The organism is Leclercia sp. TB492, assembly GCF_049974505.2.
In the GTDB taxonomy this organism is placed as follows: domain Bacteria; phylum Pseudomonadota; class Gammaproteobacteria; order Enterobacterales; family Enterobacteriaceae; genus Enterobacter; species Enterobacter adecarboxylatus_C.
In genome coordinates this window covers 1,021,855-1,041,179 of sequence record NZ_CM127572.1, presented here as the reverse complement: position 1 = coordinate 1,041,179, position 19,325 = coordinate 1,021,855, and the positions used below count along the sequence as shown (strand labels likewise).

Below are 19,325 nucleotides of genomic sequence, written 5' to 3'. Positions count from 1 at the left end.
GTCTTTTCCTGAGGATCGTATTCCGGCAGGGCCGGGAAGTTATTCAATGGGTAAGGCGGTGGTGTATTTTATCTGTTCCATCGCAAAGCTGGAGGTGACATTCGACAGACCTGGCACGCTGTTGACCAGCCGTTTATAGAAATCATCATAGCGTTTCATATCCGCCACCTGAACGCGCATCAGGTAGTCGTATTCGCCCGCCATCCGCCAGAAGCCCAGCACTTCCGGCATCTCCGATACTACGCTGACGAATCCGCAGTACCAGTCGCTGCTGTGGTGCTGCGTTTTTATCAGAACAAACGCGGTCAGTCCAAGCCCCAGTTTTTCAGGATCGAGCAGCGCCACGCGTCCCAGCAGGATGCCTTCGTCTTCAAGTCGCTTAAGGCGTTTCCAGCAGGGCGTGGTGGTCAGATTAACGGCATCCGCCAGCGCCTGCAAAGAGAGGGTGCAGTCGCTTTGCAGTAAGGACAGCAGCTTACGGTCAATTTTATCTAGCATATCCACCCTCCAGAGAAAATTTTTCTCCTTACATTCTATTTTAAAGGCCAGATAGCAACAATTTTTTCTGTGCTTTTCGCTATGCTGGGCACAAAATGACAAACGGATTACCGAGATGAATAGCGCCTGGGTTAAAAACGCCATCAGTGAAATTAACGCCGATTATCAGCGATCGGCGGACACACACCTCATTCGCCTGACCCTGCCGGGTTTTGCCGGTATTCAGCTCTATCTGAAAGACGAAAGCACCCACCCGACCGGCAGCCTGAAGCACCGTCTGGCACGCTCGTTGTTCATTTACGGGCTATGTAATGGATGGATCAAAGAAGACTCGACAATCATCGAATCCTCTTCGGGGTCCACTGCCGTCTCGGAAGCCTGGTTTGCCCGCCTGCTCGGCCTGCCGTTTATCGCCGTGATGCCTTCCCGTACGGCAAAACGCAAAATCGAACAGATCGAGTTTTACGGCGGCCGCTGCCACTTTGTTGAAAGCGCCTGCGAAATTTATGCCGCCTCAGAGATGCTGGCCCGGGAGCTGAACGGTCACTATATGGATCAGTTTACTTATGCGGAGCGGGCAACGGACTGGCGCGGCAATAACAACATTGCCGACAGTATTTTCCGCCAGATGCAAAATGAGCCTCATCCGGTGCCGGCCCATATCGTGATGAGCGCCGGGACCGGCGGCACCTCGGCCACCATTGGCCGCTATATTCGTTGCCAGGGCTACGATACCCGCCTGATGGTGGTGGATCCGCAGAACTCGGTGTTTCTCGATTACTGGCAGCAGCGCGACCCTGCCCTGCGCAGCCCGGTGGGCAGCAAAATCGAAGGGATTGGCCGCCCGCGCGTCGAGCCGTCGTTTATCCCTGACGTAGTGGACGAGATGCTCCGCGTGCCGGATGCCGCCAGCGTCGCCACCGCCCACTGGCTGGAAACGCAGCTTGGCCGGAAGGTTGGGGCCTCTACCGGGACCAATATGTGGGGCGCGTTGCAGCTGGCCGCGCGGATGCGGGAGGCAGGACAAACCGGCTCCATCGTTACGCTGTTATGCGACAGCGGTGAGCGCTATCTGGACACCTACTACAATGCAGAGTGGGTGCAGACCAACATTGGCGACGTGACGCCGTGGCTGGCGGAGATTACCCGGCTGGTAAAATAAAAAAAGCCAGACTCTCGTCTGGCTTGCTGGAAGGGTCTCACTATTCGGGGGAATAAGGAAGATCGGGTGTATCCAGCCAATGGGTTAAGAAATGGGACACGGCCTCGTTGCGGCAGTGTCCGATAACCGGTAAATGCGAGAGCTCAGCGATCAGTTGTGGCATCGCATTGCCCATAATCAGGCCGCGGCCCACGCTGCCCAGCATCTCGCGATCGTTCATCGCATCGCCAAACGCCATACACTCCTGCAACGTTAAGCCAAGATGATCGCTCAGCACCGCCAGGGCAGAACCTTTGTTGCACCCGACCGGCAGCACTTCCAGACAATCGATCGCCGAGAAGGTGAGATGCGCGCGACTCCCCAACGCCTCGTTAAGCTGGATGCGCAGGCGGCACAGATCGTCGTGATCGCCACAAAAACAGATTTTGGTCACCGCATGGGCCGGAATACGGCGCAGATCGGTCAGCTGATACTGGAAGCCGCTGTAGACGTGCGCCTCCAGCAGTGCCGGGATTTCCTTTCCGGTCAGCCAGCCGGTGTCGTTAAACACGTGAATGCTGGCCTGGGTATCCCAGGTGGTGTGCAGCACCTGCTCCGCCACATCCGGGGCGAGATCCTGACGATAGAGCACCTCCCCCTCCAGAGAGTGAATGCGCGTCCCGTTGCCGGTAATCAAAAAGGCATCAAGGCAGAGCGCGCCCATCAGGTGGCGCATCTCCAGCACATGTCGGCCCGTGGCAAAGGTGAGCGTAATGTCGCGCTCGTGCAGCCGCTTAAGCACGCTCAGCGTCTTGTCGCCTAAACGGTGGTCCGGCATTAACAAGGTGCCGTCCATATCAAATGCAGCCAGCCGCGCCATGGGAACTCCGAAAAATGTGAGGGGGTTAACTTGTGCATCAGTATTGCGTGATATATACGGAAGTAATACTGAATAGATAAAAATTATTGTTCCGGGTTTCTTATGCGCCAGCTCAATCGACTTAATCAGTACCAACGGCTGTGGCAACCCTCAGCCGGTGCGCCACAGCAGGTGAGCGTGGCTGAACTGGCCAGCCGCTGTTTTTGCAGTGAACGACACGTGCGTACGCTCTTGCGTCAGGCCCAGGAGGCGGGCTGGCTAAGCTGGCAGGCCCAGTCCGGGCGCGGTAAGCGCGGCGAGCTGCGCTTTCACGTCACGCCGGAATCATTGCGCAATACGATGATGGAACAGGCGCTGAAAAACGGCCAGCAGCACAATGCCCTGGAGCTGGCCCAGCTGGCACCCCAGGCGCTGCGCGCCCTCCTGCATCCTTTTCTCGGTGGGCAGTGGCAGAACAACACCCCGACGTTACGCATTCCCTATTACCGGCCACTCGATCCGCTCCATCCGGGCTTTTTACCCGGACGTGCCGAGCAGCATCTGGTCGGGCAGATCTTTTCCGGCCTGACGCGGTTCAACGACACCAGCAGCGAGCCGGGGGGCGACCTGGCACATCACTGGGAGATCTCGGCAGACGGGCTGCGCTGGCACTTCTACATTCGCTCCACGCTGCACTGGCATAACGGGGACAAAGTCGAGGCGGCTCAGCTCCAGAGCCAGCTGACGCGTCTGCTCACCCTGCCCGCGCTGCGTAAACTGTTTAACAGCGTCAGGCAAATTGAGGTAACCCATCCGCAATGCCTGACCTTCGTGTTACAGCAGCCGGATTACTGGCTGGCGCACCGCCTGGCGAGCTACTGCAGCCGTGTTGCCCATCCGGATCAGCCCCTGACGGGGAGCGGGCCGTTCCGGCTGGCGATCTTCGACGCGGATCTGGTCCGGCTGGAAAGCCACGAGCAGTATCATCTGGGACATCCGCTGCTGAAAGCGATCGAATACTGGATCACCCCCCAGCTTTTTGACCAGGATTTAGGCACCAGCTGCCGTCATCCAGTGCAGATCGCCATTGGCGAACCGGAGGAGCTTGCCAGTTTGCGGCTGGTCAGTAACAGCATCAGCCTCGGCTTTTGTTATCTCACGCTGAAGCAGAGCGGTCGGTTAAGCGAGGTGCAGGCCCGCAGGCTGATCGACATCATTCATCACACCTCGCTGCTGCATACGCTACCGCTGGACGAGAATCTCATTACCCCAACCCAGGAGTTGCTGCCGGGCTGGTCAATCCCACAGTGGCCGCAGGCGCACACCACCGCTCTGCCGACGGCGCTCACCCTGATTTACCACCTGCCGGTGGAGTTACACACCATGGCGGAGCAGCTTAAACGCTATCTGGCCCATGAAGGCTGTCAGCTGACGGTGATTTTTCATGACGCGAAAACCTGGGATGGCTGCACTGCCCTGCCGGATGCCGATATCATGATGGGCGACAGGTTGATTGGCGAGGCCCCGGAATATACCCTGGAGCAGTGGTTGCGCTGCGATGCTCTCTGGCCGCACCTGCTCAGCGCCCCGCAGTTTGCGCATCTGATGGCGACCCTGGATGCGGTTCAGATTCTGCCCGACGCCGCAGCGCGCCATCTGGCGTTGAAAGAGGTGTTCTCCCAATTGATGGAGCGTGCCGTCCTGACGCCGCTCTTTAACTATCAGTATCAAATCAGCGCCCCGCCGGGGGTAAACGGCATCCGCCTGAATCCGCGCGGCTGGTTTGATTTTACCGAGGCCTGGCTACCGGCCCCGAAAACGTGAAGAAGCTGGTCGCCGCCACGGGCAGACGTTACCATAGGTTTTTAACCGTCCAAGTTGGGAAGATTTATGAAACGTGCCGTTGTCGTGTTCAGTGGAGGTCAGGACTCCACGACCTGTCTGGTTCAGGCTCTGCAGCAATATGATGAAGTCCACTGTGTGACTTTTGACTATGGTCAGCGCCATAGCGAAGAAATTGAGGTCGCGCAGAAACTGGCGGTGAAACTCGGTGTACGGGCGCATAAGGTTCTGGATGTCACCCTGCTCAACGAACTGGCGGTGAGCAGCCTCACCCGCGACAGCATTCCGGTGCCGGATTACGAACCGGATGCCGAAGGGATCCCGAATACCTTCGTGCCGGGACGTAATATTCTCTTCCTGACCCTGACTGCCATCTACGCTTACCAGGTGAAAGCCGAGGCGATCATTACCGGCGTGTGCGAAACCGACTTTTCCGGTTACCCGGACTGCCGCGACGAGTTTGTGAAAGCCCTTAACCATGCCGTGAATCTGGGGATGGCCAAAGATATCCGCTTCGAAACGCCGCTGATGTGGCTCGATAAAGCCGAGACCTGGGCGCTGGCCGATTACTGGGGCAAGCTGGAGCTGATACGTAACGAAACGCTGACCTGCTACAACGGCATTCAGGGCGATGGCTGTGGCCAGTGCGCTGCCTGTAACCTGCGTGCCAACGGCCTTAACCACTATCTGGCGGATAAAGCCGGTGTGATGGCGGCCCTGAAAAAGAAAACCGGTCTTAACTGATCCGGGCCAGTCTGCCGGGGGAAGTCTCCGCTTCGCCCGGCATCAGAAGCGGCGTTATTTGATTAACAGCTCCAGCTTCTCACGTAACTCTCCTTCCAGCGGCAGCGCTTTTTGCGTTTTTAGATCAATGCAGACAAAGGTAATTAACGCATCTGCCACCACCTGCCCTTCCGGCTCGAGAGTTACTACCTGACTCAACACTCCACTTTTACCGTTCAGCTGTTGTAGCTGGCTGGTGACGGTGAGGAGATCGCTGAGGACTGCGGGACGGCGATAGTTAATGTTAATGTTCGCCACCACAAAGGCGATACGCCGCTCGGTCATCCACTGAAAGCTGTCGCTGTTTTCCAGCCCTTCCCAGCGCGCCTCTTCGAGAAACTCAAGATAACGAGCGTTATTAACGTGTTGATAAACATCAAGGTGGTAGCCGCGTACTTTGATTTGGGTCTGCATAGCGCAATAGCCTTAAGAGTTGTTATTTATAAGATTCAGAGGTCATAACTGGTATGACCTCTTTATCCTGGCAAATTTTTGCCACTGTGCAAGTGATTACAGCGTCAAATACGCAAGGTTACGCTCCACCAGCGCTCCGCCCATGCCGGGCACCTGCTTGAGATCGTCGAGGGTTTTAAACGGGCCGTATTCTTCACGGTAGCTGACGATCGCCTGGGCTTTCTTCAACCCCACGCCGTTCATCACCCGCGCCAGCGCCTCCGCCGAGGCAGAATTGATGCTGATCCGCCCCTTCTCCGCTTCCGCCGCTTTCGACTGCTGGGGTGATGTGGCGAGGGGTGGCGCATCAGACTTGCCTTGTGCGGCCTGCGTTTTGGCGGCTGGTGTCGCCGCCAGCGCGCAGTGGCTCATTCCTGCAGACGCAAGGGCAAGCGTAATAAAAAGGGCTTTGATTCCAGGTTTCATGCTGTTTTCTCCTTGTTTGTTGACAGCCCACTCACCATAAACGGGCCGCTTTTGCGGGACAAACAGCAGATTGCAGAAATGGAAAAGGCCGCGAAAGCGGCCTTTTAGTGTTGCAGTACGTTGCTCAAATTTGCGAGCAGCAACGTAATTACTGCTGGGTGATGATATCGCCCAGCTTGATTTTGGCTTCTTTACGCAGGTTGCTCATCAGTGCTTCGAAAGCAATTTGCGCGTTGTTCTGGGTGATACCCTGAACCATTGCTTTCTTCTGCGCTTCCGGCATGGTGCCCGCTTTCACTTCGTCCAGCGCCAGAACCACTACGTTGCCCTGCATATCGTTGGCGATACCGAAGCTTGGCTTGTCTTTTGCCGGCAGGCTCAGACCGAATGCCGCCTGGCTGATCGGATCCTGACCGGTACGGCTCAGCGTTTTCGTCTCGCCAAAGCTCAGGCCAGCCGCTTTCAGCGCCTCGTCACCTTTACCGGCTTTCAGCTCAGCCAGCAGCTTCTCAGCGTCCAGCTTCGCCTGTTGCACGGCTTTGTTATGCTTAACCAGCGCTGTAATCTGATCTTTCACTTCTTCCAGCGGCTTGATCGCTTCAGGCTTGTGCTCGCTCACGCGCAGTACAAAGGCGCGGTCGCCGTCGACGGTGATGATGTCAGAGTTGCTGCCCGGGGTGCCGTTTTCGCCTACCAGACCACCATTGAAGATGGCATCCGCAACCGGTTTGAAGTTCAGCTCTTCCGGCAGGTTGTCATGACCAAACCAACCGGTAGTCACCGCTTTTGCACCCGCAGCCTGCTCAGCGCCGACCAGCGACTCGTTGTCATTGCTGGCCGCGTCGCTCACTTTCTGCTGCAACGCATAGAAACCATCCAGCGCTTTCTCCTGCTTCACTTTCGCCGCGATATCATCGCGAACGTCAGCCAGCGGTTTGGTGGTCGCAGGGGTGATGTCATCCAGACGCACCACCAGGAAACCGACGGAGGATTTAATCACACCAGAAAGTTGACCTTTCTCTTTCAGGCCGGCATTTTTCAGCTCGTCCGGTGTGGTGCCCTCTTCCAGCCAGCCCATATCACCGCCGTTTTTGGCAGAGATGATGTCGGTAGATTTCTCTTTCGCGACCGTCGCGAAGTCGGTGCCTTTGTTCAGCTCGTCCAGTGCCGCTTTGGCCTCGGCTTCAGTTTTGGTCTGAATGATGCTGAAACGGTTACGCTGTGGCTGGGTGAACTGATCCTGATGCTGATCGTAGTAGGACTGGATCTCCGCATCGGTTGCGTTTTCCTGCATCGCAGCCGCATCCAGCTTGATGTAGCTCACGCGGAACTGCTCCGGGGAGGTAAAGTTGTTTTTGTTCTGCTCGTAGTAGCTTTTCACCTCTTCGTCGCTCGCCTGCTGTTTCGCAGCAAGGGCGTTAACGTCGAAAGTGGCTTCACGCACGATGCGCTGCTGAGAAACCAGCGTCGCCAGCTCATCCGCTTCGCCTTTGAGCATGAAATCCGTACCCACCACGGCGTTGATCAGCTGCTGAGTGGTCAACTGGTTACGCAGCGCCTGAGCGTATTGATCCGGCGTCATCCCCATCTGATTCACGATCGCGTTATAGCGGGTATTATCGAATTTGCCGTCATTCTGGAAAGCCGGGGTAGAGAAAATGGCTTTTTTGACCTGATCGTCGCTGATGCTCAGACCGATTTCACGAGCGTACTGATCCAGCAGCGCTTCGTCGATAAGACGGTTAAGCGTCTGCTGACGCAGGTTTTTCATGTACCCTTCATTCGCCGCCAGCTCAGAGAACTGATCGCCCAGCTGTTGCTGCATGCGGTTACGTTCACCGGCAAATGCATTCTCAAACTGCCCACGGCTGATTTCCTGGTCGTTCACTTTTGCGGCGTAGTTTGCACTACCGCCAATCAGGTATCCGCTCACGCCGGTCAAAATGAACGACACGATAATGATACCGAAAATAATCTTGAGCACGAGACTGTTAGCAGCCGTGCGTAAGCTGTCCATCATGGTGTAACCACACTCCGCTGTAGGTGACTGGTGACCTGACGCTGGCGGAAATCCTGACCGCAGCGCGTAAAGACGTATTGTGACAAGAAACCGGGGCGATTGTCAGCCCACAACTCGCATAAACTCACATAAATCAGGCCTGGACAAACAAAAAAGGCACATCAAATGATGCGCCCTTGTACTTTTCGACTTCCCTGACGTAAGAAAGCGATCAGTTTACTGCGTCTTTCAGCGCTTTGCCGGCGCGGAAGCCCGGAACTTTAGCAGCAGCGATGGTGATCTCTTTACCGGTCTGAGGGTTGCGGCCAGTACGGGCAGCACGCTCTTTAACAGCAAAAGTACCAAAACCTACCAGCGCCACGTCGTCCCCAGCCTGCAGAGATTCGGTAACAGAAGCAATCAAAGCATCTAACGCACGTCCAGCCGCAGCTTTGGAGATATCAGCACCCGCAGCAATTTTGTCAATCAGTTGAGATTTATTCACTCTTCTCTTCCTCTCTTTATAATTTATATCGCGCCTGAATCCTTCAAAACGCGACCGCGCAGCAGTTATATCAGGCCTGCCATGACCTTACAACACCCGTTGTTGATGGCTGGCCCAATCAGCAATCTAAATTAGCTATACAAAAAAAGGCTGGCAAGCCCGAAATCGCTCACCAGCCTTGTTTTTATTGACGCTCTTTGCGCGAGGTCACTATTTTGCGGTTACAACCTGCATTCCGTAAGGCTCGTTCTGCAGTGCAAGGGTCAGAACTTCCTCAATACGTTTCACCGGATGGATATCCAGATCGGCGATAACGTTATCCGGAATCTCTTCCAGATCGCGCTTGTTTTCATACGGGATCAGGACCGTTTTAATGCCGCCGCGGTGAGCTGCCAGCAGTTTTTCTTTCAAGCCGCCAATCGGCAGAACCTGGCCACGCAGGGTGATTTCGCCGGTCATCGCCACATCAGCACGCACCGGGTTGCCGGTCAGGCAGGACACCAGGGCGCTACACATTGCGATACCCGCGCTCGGGCCATCTTTCGGCGTTGCCCCTTCCGGCACGTGAACGTGAATGTCGCGTTTTTCGTAAAAGTCCGGATTAATACCCAGTTTTTCCGCACGCGCGCGTACCACGGTCAGTGCAGCCTGAATGGACTCCTGCATCACTTCACCCAGCGAGCCGGTGTAGGTCAGCTTACCTTTACCCGGCACACAGGCGGTTTCGATGGTCAGCAGATCGCCGCCCACTTCCGTCCACGCCAGACCGGTCACCTGGCCGACGCGGTTTTCGCTGTCCGCACGGCCATAGTCGTAACGCTGGACACCCAGGTATTCGTGCAGGTTGTCGCCATTAATCACAATGTGCTTCAACGTCTTGTCGAGCAGCAGCTGTTTCACCGCCTTACGACACAGCTTGGAGATTTCACGCTCCAGGCTACGCACGCCCGCTTCACGGGTGTAGTAACGAATAATGCCGATAATCGCGCTGTCATCAACGGTCAATTCGCTCTCTTTCAGTGCGTTACGTTCAATTTGCTTCGACAGCAGGTGACGGCGGGCAATGTTCAGTTTTTCGTCTTCGGTGTAGCCAGAAAGACGGATCACCTCCATACGATCCAGCAGCGGGGCCGGGATATTCATGGAGTTGGAGGTCGCCACGAACATCACATCGCTCAGATCGTAGTCCACTTCCAGGTAGTGATCGCTGAACGCCACGTTCTGCTCAGGATCCAGCACTTCCAGCAGGGCTGAAGCCGGATCGCCACGCATATCTGAGGACATTTTGTCGATCTCATCCAGCAGGAACAGCGGGTTTTTAACCCCCACTTTTGCCATTTTCTGGATCAGTTTGCCCGGCATTGAACCGATATAGGTTCGACGGTGACCGCGGATTTCCGCTTCGTCACGCACGCCGCCCAGCGCCATACGGATGTACTTACGTCCGGTCGCTTTAGCAATGGACTGGCCCAGGGAGGTTTTACCCACCCCCGGCGGCCCCACCAGGCACAGAATTGGGCCCTTGAGCTTGTTAACACGGCTCTGAACCGCGAGATACTCGAGGATACGGTCTTTGACGCGCTCCAGACCGTAGTGGTCGGTATCCAGGATCTCCTGGGCCTGACGCAGGTCTTTTTTGACCTTGCTGCGGGCGTTCCATGGAACCTGAACCATCCACTCGATATAGCCGCGTACAACCGTCGCTTCCGCTGACATCGGAGACATCATTTTCAGCTTCTGCAGTTCTGCTTCGGCCTTCTCTTTTGCCTCTTTCGGCATTTTCGCCGCGTCGATCTTACGCTTCAGCGCTTCGTTTTCGTCCGGTGCGTCATCCATCTCACCGAGCTCTTTCTGAATGGCCTTCATCTGCTCGTTCAGATAGTACTCACGCTGAGATTTCTCCATCTGCTTTTTCACGCGGTTGCGAATGCGCTTCTCAACCTGCAGCAGATCGATTTCAGACTCCATCATCGCCATCAGATATTCCAGACGCTCGTTAACGTCGGACATCTCCAGCACGGACTGTTTGTCAGCCAGCTTCAGCGGCATGTGCGCTGCGATGGTATCAGCCAGACGTGCAGGATCGTCGATGCTGTTCAGCGACGTCAGCACTTCTGGTGGGATTTTTTTGTTCAGCTTGATATAGCCTTCAAACTGACTGATTGCGGTGCGAACCAGCACTTCCTGCTCACGCTCGTCAAGCTGAGGCGAGTCCAGGTATTCGGCTTTTGCTGCGAAGTGTTCGCCATCATCAGATAGCGTGGTAATACGCGCACGCTGCAGCCCCTCGACCAGCACCTTCACGGTGCCATCAGGCAGCTTCAGCATTTGTAAAATAGAGGCCACGGTCCCGACGGTGAAAAGATCGTTTACACCCGGCTCATCCGTTGATGCTTCTTTCTGCGCAACCAGCATGATTTTTTTATCATGATCCATGGCGGCTTCAAGGCAACGGATAGATTTTTCCCGCCCTACAAATAAGGGTATGACCATGTGCGGATAAACCACCACATCGCGCAACGGCAATACGGGGATTTCAATGCGTTCAGAACGCTCAGGATTCATAGAGCTCTCTCTTAGTTTAGTGTCCGCCAGGTAATCAGGTTGCAGGACTGTGCTTCATGCAACCATTAACATGTAATCCAGTATATGGGGATGATTCCCACACATTCAACGCCATGTTTACGGAAAAATAAAAGGGGGGATTAAATCCCCCCTTTTTGATTAACTGCTTGTATGACCTGGTGAATTATTCGCCAGAGGCCTGCTGAGCTTCCGGGGTACCGTAAATCAGCAGCGGCTTGCTTTGGCCGGCAATGACGGACTCGTCGATAACCACTTTTTCGACTTCTTCCATCGAAGGAAGATCGTACATGGTATCGAGCAGGGCAGCTTCAACGATTGAACGCAGACCACGTGCACCAGTTTTACGCGCCATTGCTTTTTTAGCAATCGCGTCCAGTGCTTCGTCGCGGAACTCCAGCTCAACGCCTTCCAGATTGAACAATGCCTGATACTGCTTAGTCAGGGCATTTTTCGGCTCTTTCAGGATCTGAATCAGCGCGTCTTCACTCAGTTCTGTCAGCGTGGCGACAACCGGCAGACGGCCAATGAACTCAGGGATCAGACCAAACTTGATCAGATCTTCTGGCTCAACCTGGGTCAGCAGTTCGCCCTCTTTCGCTTTTTCAGACTTCGCCTTCACCGTCGCGCCAAAGCCAATACCCGAGCCGGTTTCAACGCGGTTAGCAATGACTTTATCCAGACCAGCAAACGCACCGCCACAGATAAACAGGATCTTGGACGTATCAACCTGCAGGAACTCCTGCTGAGGATGCTTACGACCGCCCTGCGGTGGAACAGCGGCAACCGTCCCTTCGATCAGTTTCAGCAATGCCTGCTGTACGCCTTCACCGGACACGTCACGGGTGATGGACGGGTTATCGGATTTACGTGAGATTTTGTCGATCTCATCGATATACACGATACCGCGCTGGGCTTTCTGGACGTCGTAATCGCACTTCTGCAGCAGTTTCTGGATGATGTTTTCCACATCCTCACCCACATAACCGGCTTCGGTCAGGGTGGTGGCGTCCGCCATGGTAAACGGAACATCCAGCAGACGTGCCAGTGTTTCTGCCAGCAGGGTTTTGCCGGAACCGGTTGGGCCAATCAGCAAAATATTACTTTTGCCCAGCTCAACGCCGTTGCTGTTATCCCCGTTACGCAGACGTTTGTAGTGGTTGTACACCGCCACTGCCAGCACTTTCTTCGCCTGTTCCTGACCGATGACGTAGTCATCAAGGTGATGACGGATCTCATGCGGCGTCGGTAACGCACTGCGCTCACGGTGTGGTGCGACTTCTTTAATCTCTTCGCGGATGATGTCGTTACATAAGTCGACACATTCGTCGCAGATATACACGGATGGCCCGGCAATCAGTTTGCGCACTTCATGCTGGCTTTTGCCGCAAAAAGAGCAGTACAACAGTTTGCCCGATCCATCTTTGCGTTTATCTGTCATGAGTCAAAACCTCTTTTTAAGTTCTTTGTGCCGCACATGACGACGCAAATGCCATTCTCAGACGCAGGCTGCTCGTAAGCCAGGTGCCGCCCTACCATAGTATAGCGGCACACCCGCGCCGTGGGCATCAATTACGGTGGGTCAAAATGGAGTCGACTAAGCCGTACTCTACTGCCTCTGGTGCGGACAGGAAGCGATCGCGCTCGGTATCACGCTCGATCTGCTCTAGTGATTGACCCGTATGATGAGCCATAAGTTCATTCATGCGCCCTTTTACCTTCAGGATTTCACGGGCATGAATTTCAATATCTGTCGCCTGGCCCTGATACCCGCCCAGCGGCTGGTGAATCATTACGCGCGAGTTTGGCAGGCAGAAACGCTTGCCTTTCGCCCCTGCGGTCAGCAGGAATGCGCCCATCGATGCCGCCTGGCCCATACAAATGGTGCTCACATCAGGCTTGATGAACTGCATGGTATCGTAAATGGACATCCCGGCAGTGATCACGCCACCTGGGGAGTTGATGTACAGGTAAATGTCTTTTTCCGGGTTTTCCGCTTCCAGAAACAGCATCTGCGCTACGATCAGGTTCGCCATGTGGTCTTCCACCTGGCCGGTCATGAAAATAACGCGTTCTTTAAGCAGACGGGAGTAGATATCAAAAGAACGTTCACCTCGAGAGGTCTGTTCAATAACCATTGGCACCAGCGCCATATGGGGTGCAAAGTTATCTCGTTCGCCACTGTATGACATTTCCGTCTCCTGGATAAAAAATGAAAATACCTGCTGTACTGATTGTAACCTTGCGGACGGATTATCAGCCAGTCTCTTTAATACTGCTTCCCCACTAATGGGGGCGGCTCAGCCCTATTTCAAGCATAACAATCTTTTGTTTTAACGCTAACACTGAAAAGGCGTTTTATCACGCTTCACGGCCTGGAACTGTGATAAAAAAAACCCGCCGCCGGGAGGCAACGGGTTTTTTGCTCAAACTTTAAACAAAGCAGGCAGAATTAAGCCTGTTGGTTCATCAGTTCGTTGAAAGAAGTGGCTTTTTCGGACACTTTCGCTTTGGCCAGAACGGCTTCAACAGCCTGCTCTTCCAGTGCGACGTTGCGCATGTTTTCCATCAGCTCTTTGTTGCTGCCGTAGAAAGCAACCACTTCTGACGGATCTTCATAGGCAGAAGCCATCTCTTCGATCAGGCCTTTAACACGCTCTTCGTCAGCTTTCAGCTCGTGGGTACGAATTACTTCACCCAGCAGCAGACCAACAACAACGCGGCGTTTAGCCTGCTCTTCGAACAGCTCACGAGGCAGTTCCAGAGCTTGTTTCTCATTGCCACCGAAACGCTGTGCAGCCTGACGACGCAGAACGTCGATTTCGCTGTCGATCAGTGCAGATGGGATCTCGATTTCGTTAGCTTTAACCAGACCTTCGATCGCCTGAGACTTAACGCGGTTACGCACGGCGCCTTTCAGCTCGCGTTCCATGTTTTTACGCACTTCAGCACGCAGGCCTTCAACAGAACCATCTTCAACGCCGAAACGCTTGATAAAATCTGCAGTCAGTTCTGGCAGTTCGCGGTCTTCAACTTTCTTCAGGGTAATCGCGAATTTCGCGGCTTTACCTTTCAGGTTTTCAGCGTGGTACTCTTCCGGGAAGGTCACGTCGATAGTGAACTCTTCGCCTGCGCTGTGGCCTTTGATACCGTCTTCAAAGCCTGGGATCATACGACCCTGACCCATCGCCAGTACGAAGTCAGACGCTTTGCCGCCTTCGAACTCTTCGCCGTCTACAGAGCCGGAGAAGTCGATGGTGACACGGTCTTCTGCATCCGCAGCGCCGTCTTTGTCTTTCCAGGTCGCCTGCTGCTTACGCAGGGTGTCCAGCATGCCGTCAACGTCGGCTTCAGTCACTTCAACGATTGGTTTTTCAACTTCGATCGCGTCCAGACCTTTCAGCTCAACTTCCGGGTAAACTTCGAACTCTACCGCGTAGGTGAAGTCTTCGCCCAGTTTGTATTCACCCGGAACATAGGTCGGGGAACCGGCTGGATTGATTTTTTCTTTGATGATCGCGTCAACGAAGTTGCGGCTCATCAGGTCACCCAGCACGTCCTGGCGAACAGAAGCGCCATAACGCTGAGCAACGACATTCATCGGTACTTTGCCCTTGCGGAAGCCGTCAATACGGACTTTCTTTGCTACGTTGACCAGCTCGCTTTTTACAGCGTTTTCGATGCTGTCAGCAGCGATTGTAATCGTTACACGGCGGCCAAGGCCTTGAGTGGTTTCAACTGAAACTTGCATCTTGTTACCTCAAAAAAATCACAGTGCTCGGTCAACTCTGAATTTGCCTCGCAATACCGGGATGCTCTCTTAGCAGATTCACATTCCCTGTCGCCAGAATCATCCCGAAGACATTCATATTAAGACGCGGCATTATAGCGGCATCACTTTAGTGAGTCGAGAACGGTTGGCGCATGTTGCTGCGGCTTTTTTCACAAATTCAGGCTATTTTCGGCCTTAAAATCGCGCCACCGGCTCAAAACCCGGACAAAACAAAACGGCCCTCAGGCCGTTTTGACGTAATCTTTATGCAACATACTGGAAAAGCTCCCGCTGTTGCAAACAGGATTTGTTACGCGATCGTCCCTGCCCCCCGGCATGGTGGCGACGCGAAAATCGTATCCTGCAAGCCCTTCCACTCTTTGATCGTATAAGTATGCAACGCCAGCGCATGGACTGTGGTCGAGAGCTCTTCCGTCAGGGTTCCGTAAATCATACGGTGACGATTAAGAAAACGCTCACCAGCGAAACGATCGCTGACCAGCACCACTTTAAAGTGGCTCTCAGAGCCTGCCGGTACGTTATGACGATAACTTTCGTCGACGACTTCAAGGAACACAGGTTCAAAGGCCGCCCTTAACTTATCTTCAATCTGTTCACGTATCATCATGAAATTACTCCTCCGACAACGCTGAGATGTCACCCATCCCTTTAAATATTAGCCGCTTTTACCGCTTGCATAACAAGAAGACAACAAAAATTTAGCTTTCATCTGATTTTCTCATTCAAGCGAATGAAGTCCTATAAGGGGGGAGTCGTTTTGTCGTCCGAATAACGGAAAAGCGTTTCAGTTGGTCAGTTTTCAGACAAGGCGATGAATTTACATGCGTTGACCACTTCCCCTTGCCGTTGGCGATGTTATGATGGCGGCAATTTTTTTCTATATATGCTTACGATTCGTTGAGAGCCTGAACATGTTAAAAAAACTCTTTTTCCCTTTAGTCGCCCTGTTTATGCTGGCCGGCTGTGCAACCCCACCCACCACCATTGATGTTTCTCCGAAGATCTCTCTGCCGCAGCAGGATCCAAGCCTGATGGGCGTCACCGTGAGCATCAACGGTGCAGATCAGCGTAAAGACCAGGCGCTGGCGAAAGTCACTCGTGACAACCAGCTGGTGACCCTGACGGCCTCTCGCGATCTGCGTTTCTTGCTGCAGGAAGTGCTTGAGAAGCAAATGACCGCACGCGGCTATATGGTTGGTCCAAGCGGCGCGGTTGATCTGCAGATCATCGTCAACAACCTGTACGCTGACGTCTCTCAGGGCAACGTGCGCTATAACATCGCGACCAAAGCGGATATCGCCATCATCGCCACCGCGAAGAACGGCAACAAGATGAATAAGAACTACCGTGCAAGCTACTCTGTTGAAGGCGCCTTCCAGGCCACCAACACCAATATCGCTAATGCCGTAAACAGCGTGCTGACCGACACCATCGCCGATATGGCGCAGGACACCAGCATTCACGAATTCATCAAGCAGAACGCACGTTAATTCAGCCTGCTGACCCGACTTCCGGTCGGGTCAGTTAACCTGCCCATGTCCAGTCAATACCTACGTATTTTCCAGCAACCTAAATCAGCTATCCTGCTGATCCTTGGTTTCGCCTCCGGTTTACCCCTTGCACTGACATCGGGCACGTTACAGGCGTGGATGACCGTAGAAGATATCGATCTTAAAACTATCGGCTTCTTCTCGCTGGTCGGCCAGGCCTATGTCTTCAAGTTTTTATGGTCGCCGATGATGGACCGCTACACCCCGCCTTTCCTCGGCAGGCGTCGTGGCTGGTTGCTGATGACCCAGGCGATGCTGCTGCTGGCGATTGCTGCGATGGGCTTCCTCGAACCTGCCTCGCAGCTTCGCTGGATGGCCGCGCTGGCGGTGGTGATTGCCTTCTGCTCCGCGTCGCAGGATATCGTTTTTGATGCCTGGAAAACGGATGTGCTCTCGGCCAAAGAGCGTGGGACCGGGGCCGCCATCAGCGTGCTGGGCTACCGTCTGGGTATGCTGGTCTCCGGTGGGCTTGCGCTATGGCTGGCAGACCGCTATCTCGGCTGGCAGGGCATGTACTGGCTGATGGCCACCCTGCTGATCCCGTGCATGATCGCGACCTTCCTGGCGCCGGAACCGAGCGATGTTATTCCCGTTCCCCGCTCACTTGAGCAGGCGGTTGCCGAACCGCTGCGCGACTTCTTTGGCCGCAACAATGCCTGGATCATTCTGCTGCTGATTGTGCTGTATAAACTCGGTGATGCGTTTGCCATGAGCCTGACCACCACCTTTCTGATCCGCGGCGTGGGCTTTGATGCCGGTGAAGTGGGTGTGGTCAACAAGACGCTGGGATTAATCGCCACTATTATCGGCGCGCTGTATGGCGGAGTCCTGATGCAGCGTTTAAGCCTGTTCCGCGCGCTGCTGATCTTCGGCATTCTGCAGGGTGTGTCGAATGCTGGTTACTGGCTGCTCTCCATCACCGATAAGCATATGCTCAGCATGGCGGCGGCGGTATTCTTTGAAAACCTGTGCGGCGGGATGGGAACGGCTGCGTTTGTCGCCCTGCTGATGACCCTGTGCAACAAATCCTTCTCCGCTACCCAGTTCGCCCTGCTCTCTGCGCTCTCAGCCGTGGGGCGGGTTTACGTCGGCCCTATCGCGGGCTGGTTTGTGGAAGCGCACGGTTGGGCTGAGTTTTATCTCTTCTCCGTCTTTGCGGCCATTCCGGGACTGCTGTTGCTATTACTATGCCGCCGCTCGCTGGAATATACCCAGCAGACGGAACACTTTATGGTCAGGACGCGTTTCCCGTCAGCCTATCGCTTCGCGTTAAGAATATTGCTGGTGGGATGTCTGACGCTCGCACTGTGGCTCATCGTAACGATCGTCAATGCCACCACCGCCCTCGTACTGCCGTTTAGCCTGCTCCTGCTGGACATCGGCGCGCTGCTGGCGCTGAGTGGGATCCTCACGGGAGCCCTCCTTGACTATCTGGCCATGCGTGAGAGACAGAGGGTGTAAAACCGGCGCAAAATGTTATTTTCCGTTGTAATCACCCATGTAAATTATAACGGCAAATAAATTTGGTCATGGAAAAATAATATTTGTTGTTTCGTGCCTCTTAGAATTCCGGAAATTATTGGAGCATGGGATATAGGGTATTTTTCGTTAACCGATTCAGCAAACGAAACATTAATTTTACGTTTTTTATTTGTCTCTTTATTGATGATTATTTGTTAATGAATTGTTTGTTTTCAGCAATGGTTATACCAATTGCCCTTTTTACCCTACCTACAGAGTCTGTTTCGTTATAACGCCCGTCTGGCGGTGCTTGCGTCTGAAAAACGGTTATAATTTGCAACATCTGTGACTTCCCTGGCAGAACCTGGTAACACGTTCCTGACACAGGTCTAATGATGTTTACAGTAATGTAACGTTCCCGTAAAATGCCCCCACACTTTAAACGCCACCAGGTCCCCGTGGAATTGAGGTCGTTAAATGACACTTAGGAAATACAATAAAAGTTTGGGATGGTTGTCGTTATTTGCAGGCACTGTATTACTCAGTGGCTGTGATTCTGCGCTGCTAGACCCCAAAGGACAGATTGGACTGGAGCAACGTTCGCTCATTCTGACGGCTTTTGGCCTGATGATGATCGTCGTGATTCCCGCCATCTTGATGGCTGTTGGTTTCGCCTGGAAGTATCGTGCGAGCAACAAAGATGCGAAGTATAGCCCTAACTGGTCACACTCCAATAAAGTGGAAGCTGTGGTCTGGACGGTGCCGATTCTGATCATCCTGTTCCTTGCCGTACTGACATGGAAAACCACTCACGCGCTCGAACCTGCAAAACCGCTGGTTCACGATGAGAAACCGATTACGATCGAAGTCGTCTCCATGGACTGGAAATGGTTCTTCATCTACCCGGAACAGGGCATTGCTACCGTAAATGAAATCGCCTTCCCGGCGAACGTCCCGGTGCAGTTCAAAGTAACGTCTAACTCCGTGATGAACTCCTTCTTTATCCCGCGTCTGGGTAGCCAGATTTACGCGATGGCCGGTATGCAGACCAACCTGCACCTGATCGCGAATGAAGCAGGCACCTATGATGGTATCTCCGCCAGCTACAGTGGCCCGGGCTTCTCTGGTATGAAGTTCAAAGCCATTGCCACGCCTGACCGTGCCGCTTTCGACCAGTGGGTTGCTAAAGCGAAACAGTCTCCGAACACCATGTCTGACATGGCTACGTTCGAAAAAGTGGCAACACCTAGCGAATACAACAAGGTGGAGTACTTCTCTAACGTGAAACCGAATTTGTTCAAAGACGTTATTGGCAAATTTATGGACCACGGCAAGAGCATGGACGTGACCCAACCTGAAGGCGAGCATAGCAAGCACGAAGGGATGGAAGGCATGGACATGAGCCACGCGGAAACCTCTCACTAAGGGGCCG

General features: G+C 54.0%; 17 protein-coding genes. 6 read left to right on the top strand and 11 right to left on the bottom strand.

Annotated elements, in window-relative coordinates; genetic code table 11:
- Positions 1-39 precede the first annotated feature (39 nt).
- Positions 40-498 carry an Lrp/AsnC family transcriptional regulator gene (locus ACP4QI_RS04810; RefSeq protein WP_106992153.1) on the bottom strand — a complete coding sequence of 153 codons (459 nt, stop codon included), beginning with the start codon at positions 496-498 and terminating at the stop codon, positions 40-42.
- 115 nt (positions 499-613) lie between these two features.
- Here ACP4QI_RS04810 and ACP4QI_RS04805 point away from each other — a divergent pair, with 115 nt between their 5' ends.
- Complete coding sequence (locus ACP4QI_RS04805; protein ID WP_426495141.1) at positions 614-1,660, top strand: PLP-dependent cysteine synthase family protein; 1,047 nt, start codon at positions 614-616, stop codon at positions 1,658-1,660.
- Positions 1,661-1,700: 40 nt separating this feature from the next.
- On the opposite strand, the gene cof is transcribed toward ACP4QI_RS04805, so the two are convergent.
- The gene (gene cof, locus ACP4QI_RS04800; protein WP_142488444.1) at positions 1,701-2,519 is read right to left on the bottom strand and encodes an HMP-PP phosphatase; all 819 of its coding nucleotides are present in this window, start codon (positions 2,517-2,519) and stop codon (positions 1,701-1,703) included.
- A gap of 102 nt (positions 2,520-2,621) precedes the next feature.
- On the opposite strand from cof, the gene ACP4QI_RS04795 reads away from it, so the two are divergent.
- Both ACP4QI_RS04795 and queC read left to right on the top strand, forming a co-directional pair.
- Positions 2,622-4,322, top strand: coding sequence for an SgrR family transcriptional regulator (locus ACP4QI_RS04795; RefSeq protein WP_426495142.1), 1,701 nt, complete (start codon positions 2,622-2,624; stop codon positions 4,320-4,322).
- Positions 4,323-4,388: 66 nt separating this feature from the next.
- Positions 4,389-5,084, top strand: a complete 696-nt coding sequence (gene queC, locus ACP4QI_RS04790; protein ID WP_426495143.1) for a 7-cyano-7-deazaguanine synthase QueC — start codon at positions 4,389-4,391, stop codon at positions 5,082-5,084.
- 54 nt (positions 5,085-5,138) lie between these two features.
- Here the strand turns inward: queC and ACP4QI_RS04785 are convergent, their stop codons facing one another.
- From ACP4QI_RS04785 to bolA, 9 genes are all read right to left on the bottom strand, one after another.
- A complete protein-coding gene (locus tag ACP4QI_RS04785) occupies positions 5,139-5,537 on the bottom strand; it encodes a YbgC/FadM family acyl-CoA thioesterase (RefSeq protein WP_156263093.1) in 399 nt (132 codons plus the stop codon).
- A gap of 96 nt (positions 5,538-5,633) precedes the next feature.
- Positions 5,634-6,002 (bottom strand): helix-hairpin-helix domain-containing protein, encoded by a 369-nt coding sequence (locus tag ACP4QI_RS04780; protein WP_142488440.1) that lies wholly within the window; start codon positions 6,000-6,002, stop codon positions 5,634-5,636.
- Positions 6,003-6,150: 148 nt separating this feature from the next.
- Entirely contained in the window at positions 6,151-8,022 is a 1,872-nt protein-coding gene (gene ppiD, locus ACP4QI_RS04775) for a peptidylprolyl isomerase (protein WP_426495144.1), read from the bottom strand.
- A 211-nt stretch (positions 8,023-8,233) separates the two neighbouring features.
- Complete coding sequence (gene hupB, locus ACP4QI_RS04770; protein WP_002444653.1) at positions 8,234-8,506, bottom strand: nucleoid-associated protein HU-beta; 273 nt, start codon at positions 8,504-8,506, stop codon at positions 8,234-8,236.
- Positions 8,507-8,716: 210 nt separating this feature from the next.
- Positions 8,717-11,071, bottom strand: a complete 2,355-nt coding sequence (gene lon / locus ACP4QI_RS04765; protein ID WP_142488438.1) for an endopeptidase La — start codon at positions 11,069-11,071, stop codon at positions 8,717-8,719.
- A gap of 184 nt (positions 11,072-11,255) precedes the next feature.
- The gene (clpX, locus tag ACP4QI_RS04760; protein ID WP_032616836.1) at positions 11,256-12,530 is read right to left on the bottom strand and encodes an ATP-dependent protease ATP-binding subunit ClpX; all 1,275 of its coding nucleotides are present in this window, start codon (positions 12,528-12,530) and stop codon (positions 11,256-11,258) included.
- A 127-nt stretch (positions 12,531-12,657) separates the two neighbouring features.
- Positions 12,658-13,281, bottom strand: coding sequence for an ATP-dependent Clp endopeptidase proteolytic subunit ClpP (gene clpP, locus ACP4QI_RS04755; protein ID WP_032616835.1), 624 nt, complete (start codon positions 13,279-13,281; stop codon positions 12,658-12,660).
- A gap of 260 nt (positions 13,282-13,541) precedes the next feature.
- On the bottom strand, positions 13,542-14,840 hold the full coding sequence (gene tig, locus ACP4QI_RS04750) for a trigger factor (RefSeq protein ID WP_142488437.1): 1,299 nt from the start codon (positions 14,838-14,840) through the stop codon (positions 13,542-13,544).
- A 331-nt stretch (positions 14,841-15,171) separates the two neighbouring features.
- Entirely contained in the window at positions 15,172-15,489 is a 318-nt protein-coding gene (bolA, locus tag ACP4QI_RS04745) for a transcriptional regulator BolA (protein ID WP_039032378.1), read from the bottom strand.
- A gap of 304 nt (positions 15,490-15,793) precedes the next feature.
- Between bolA and ACP4QI_RS04740 the strand changes: the two genes are divergently transcribed.
- The 3 genes from ACP4QI_RS04740 (at position 15,794) to cyoA (ending at position 19,318) form a co-directional block, all read left to right on the top strand.
- Positions 15,794-16,372: a lipoprotein gene (locus ACP4QI_RS04740; protein WP_142488435.1), complete on the top strand. Its 579-nt coding sequence runs from the start codon at positions 15,794-15,796 to the stop codon at positions 16,370-16,372.
- A gap of 45 nt (positions 16,373-16,417) precedes the next feature.
- The gene (gene ampG, locus ACP4QI_RS04735) at positions 16,418-17,893 is read left to right on the top strand and encodes a muropeptide MFS transporter AmpG (RefSeq protein ID WP_426495145.1); all 1,476 of its coding nucleotides are present in this window, start codon (positions 16,418-16,420) and stop codon (positions 17,891-17,893) included.
- Positions 17,894-18,370: 477 nt separating this feature from the next.
- A complete protein-coding gene (cyoA, locus tag ACP4QI_RS04730; protein WP_142488433.1) occupies positions 18,371-19,318 on the top strand; it encodes a cytochrome o ubiquinol oxidase subunit II in 948 nt (315 codons plus the stop codon).
- The last annotated feature ends 7 nt before the right edge of the window (positions 19,319-19,325 follow it).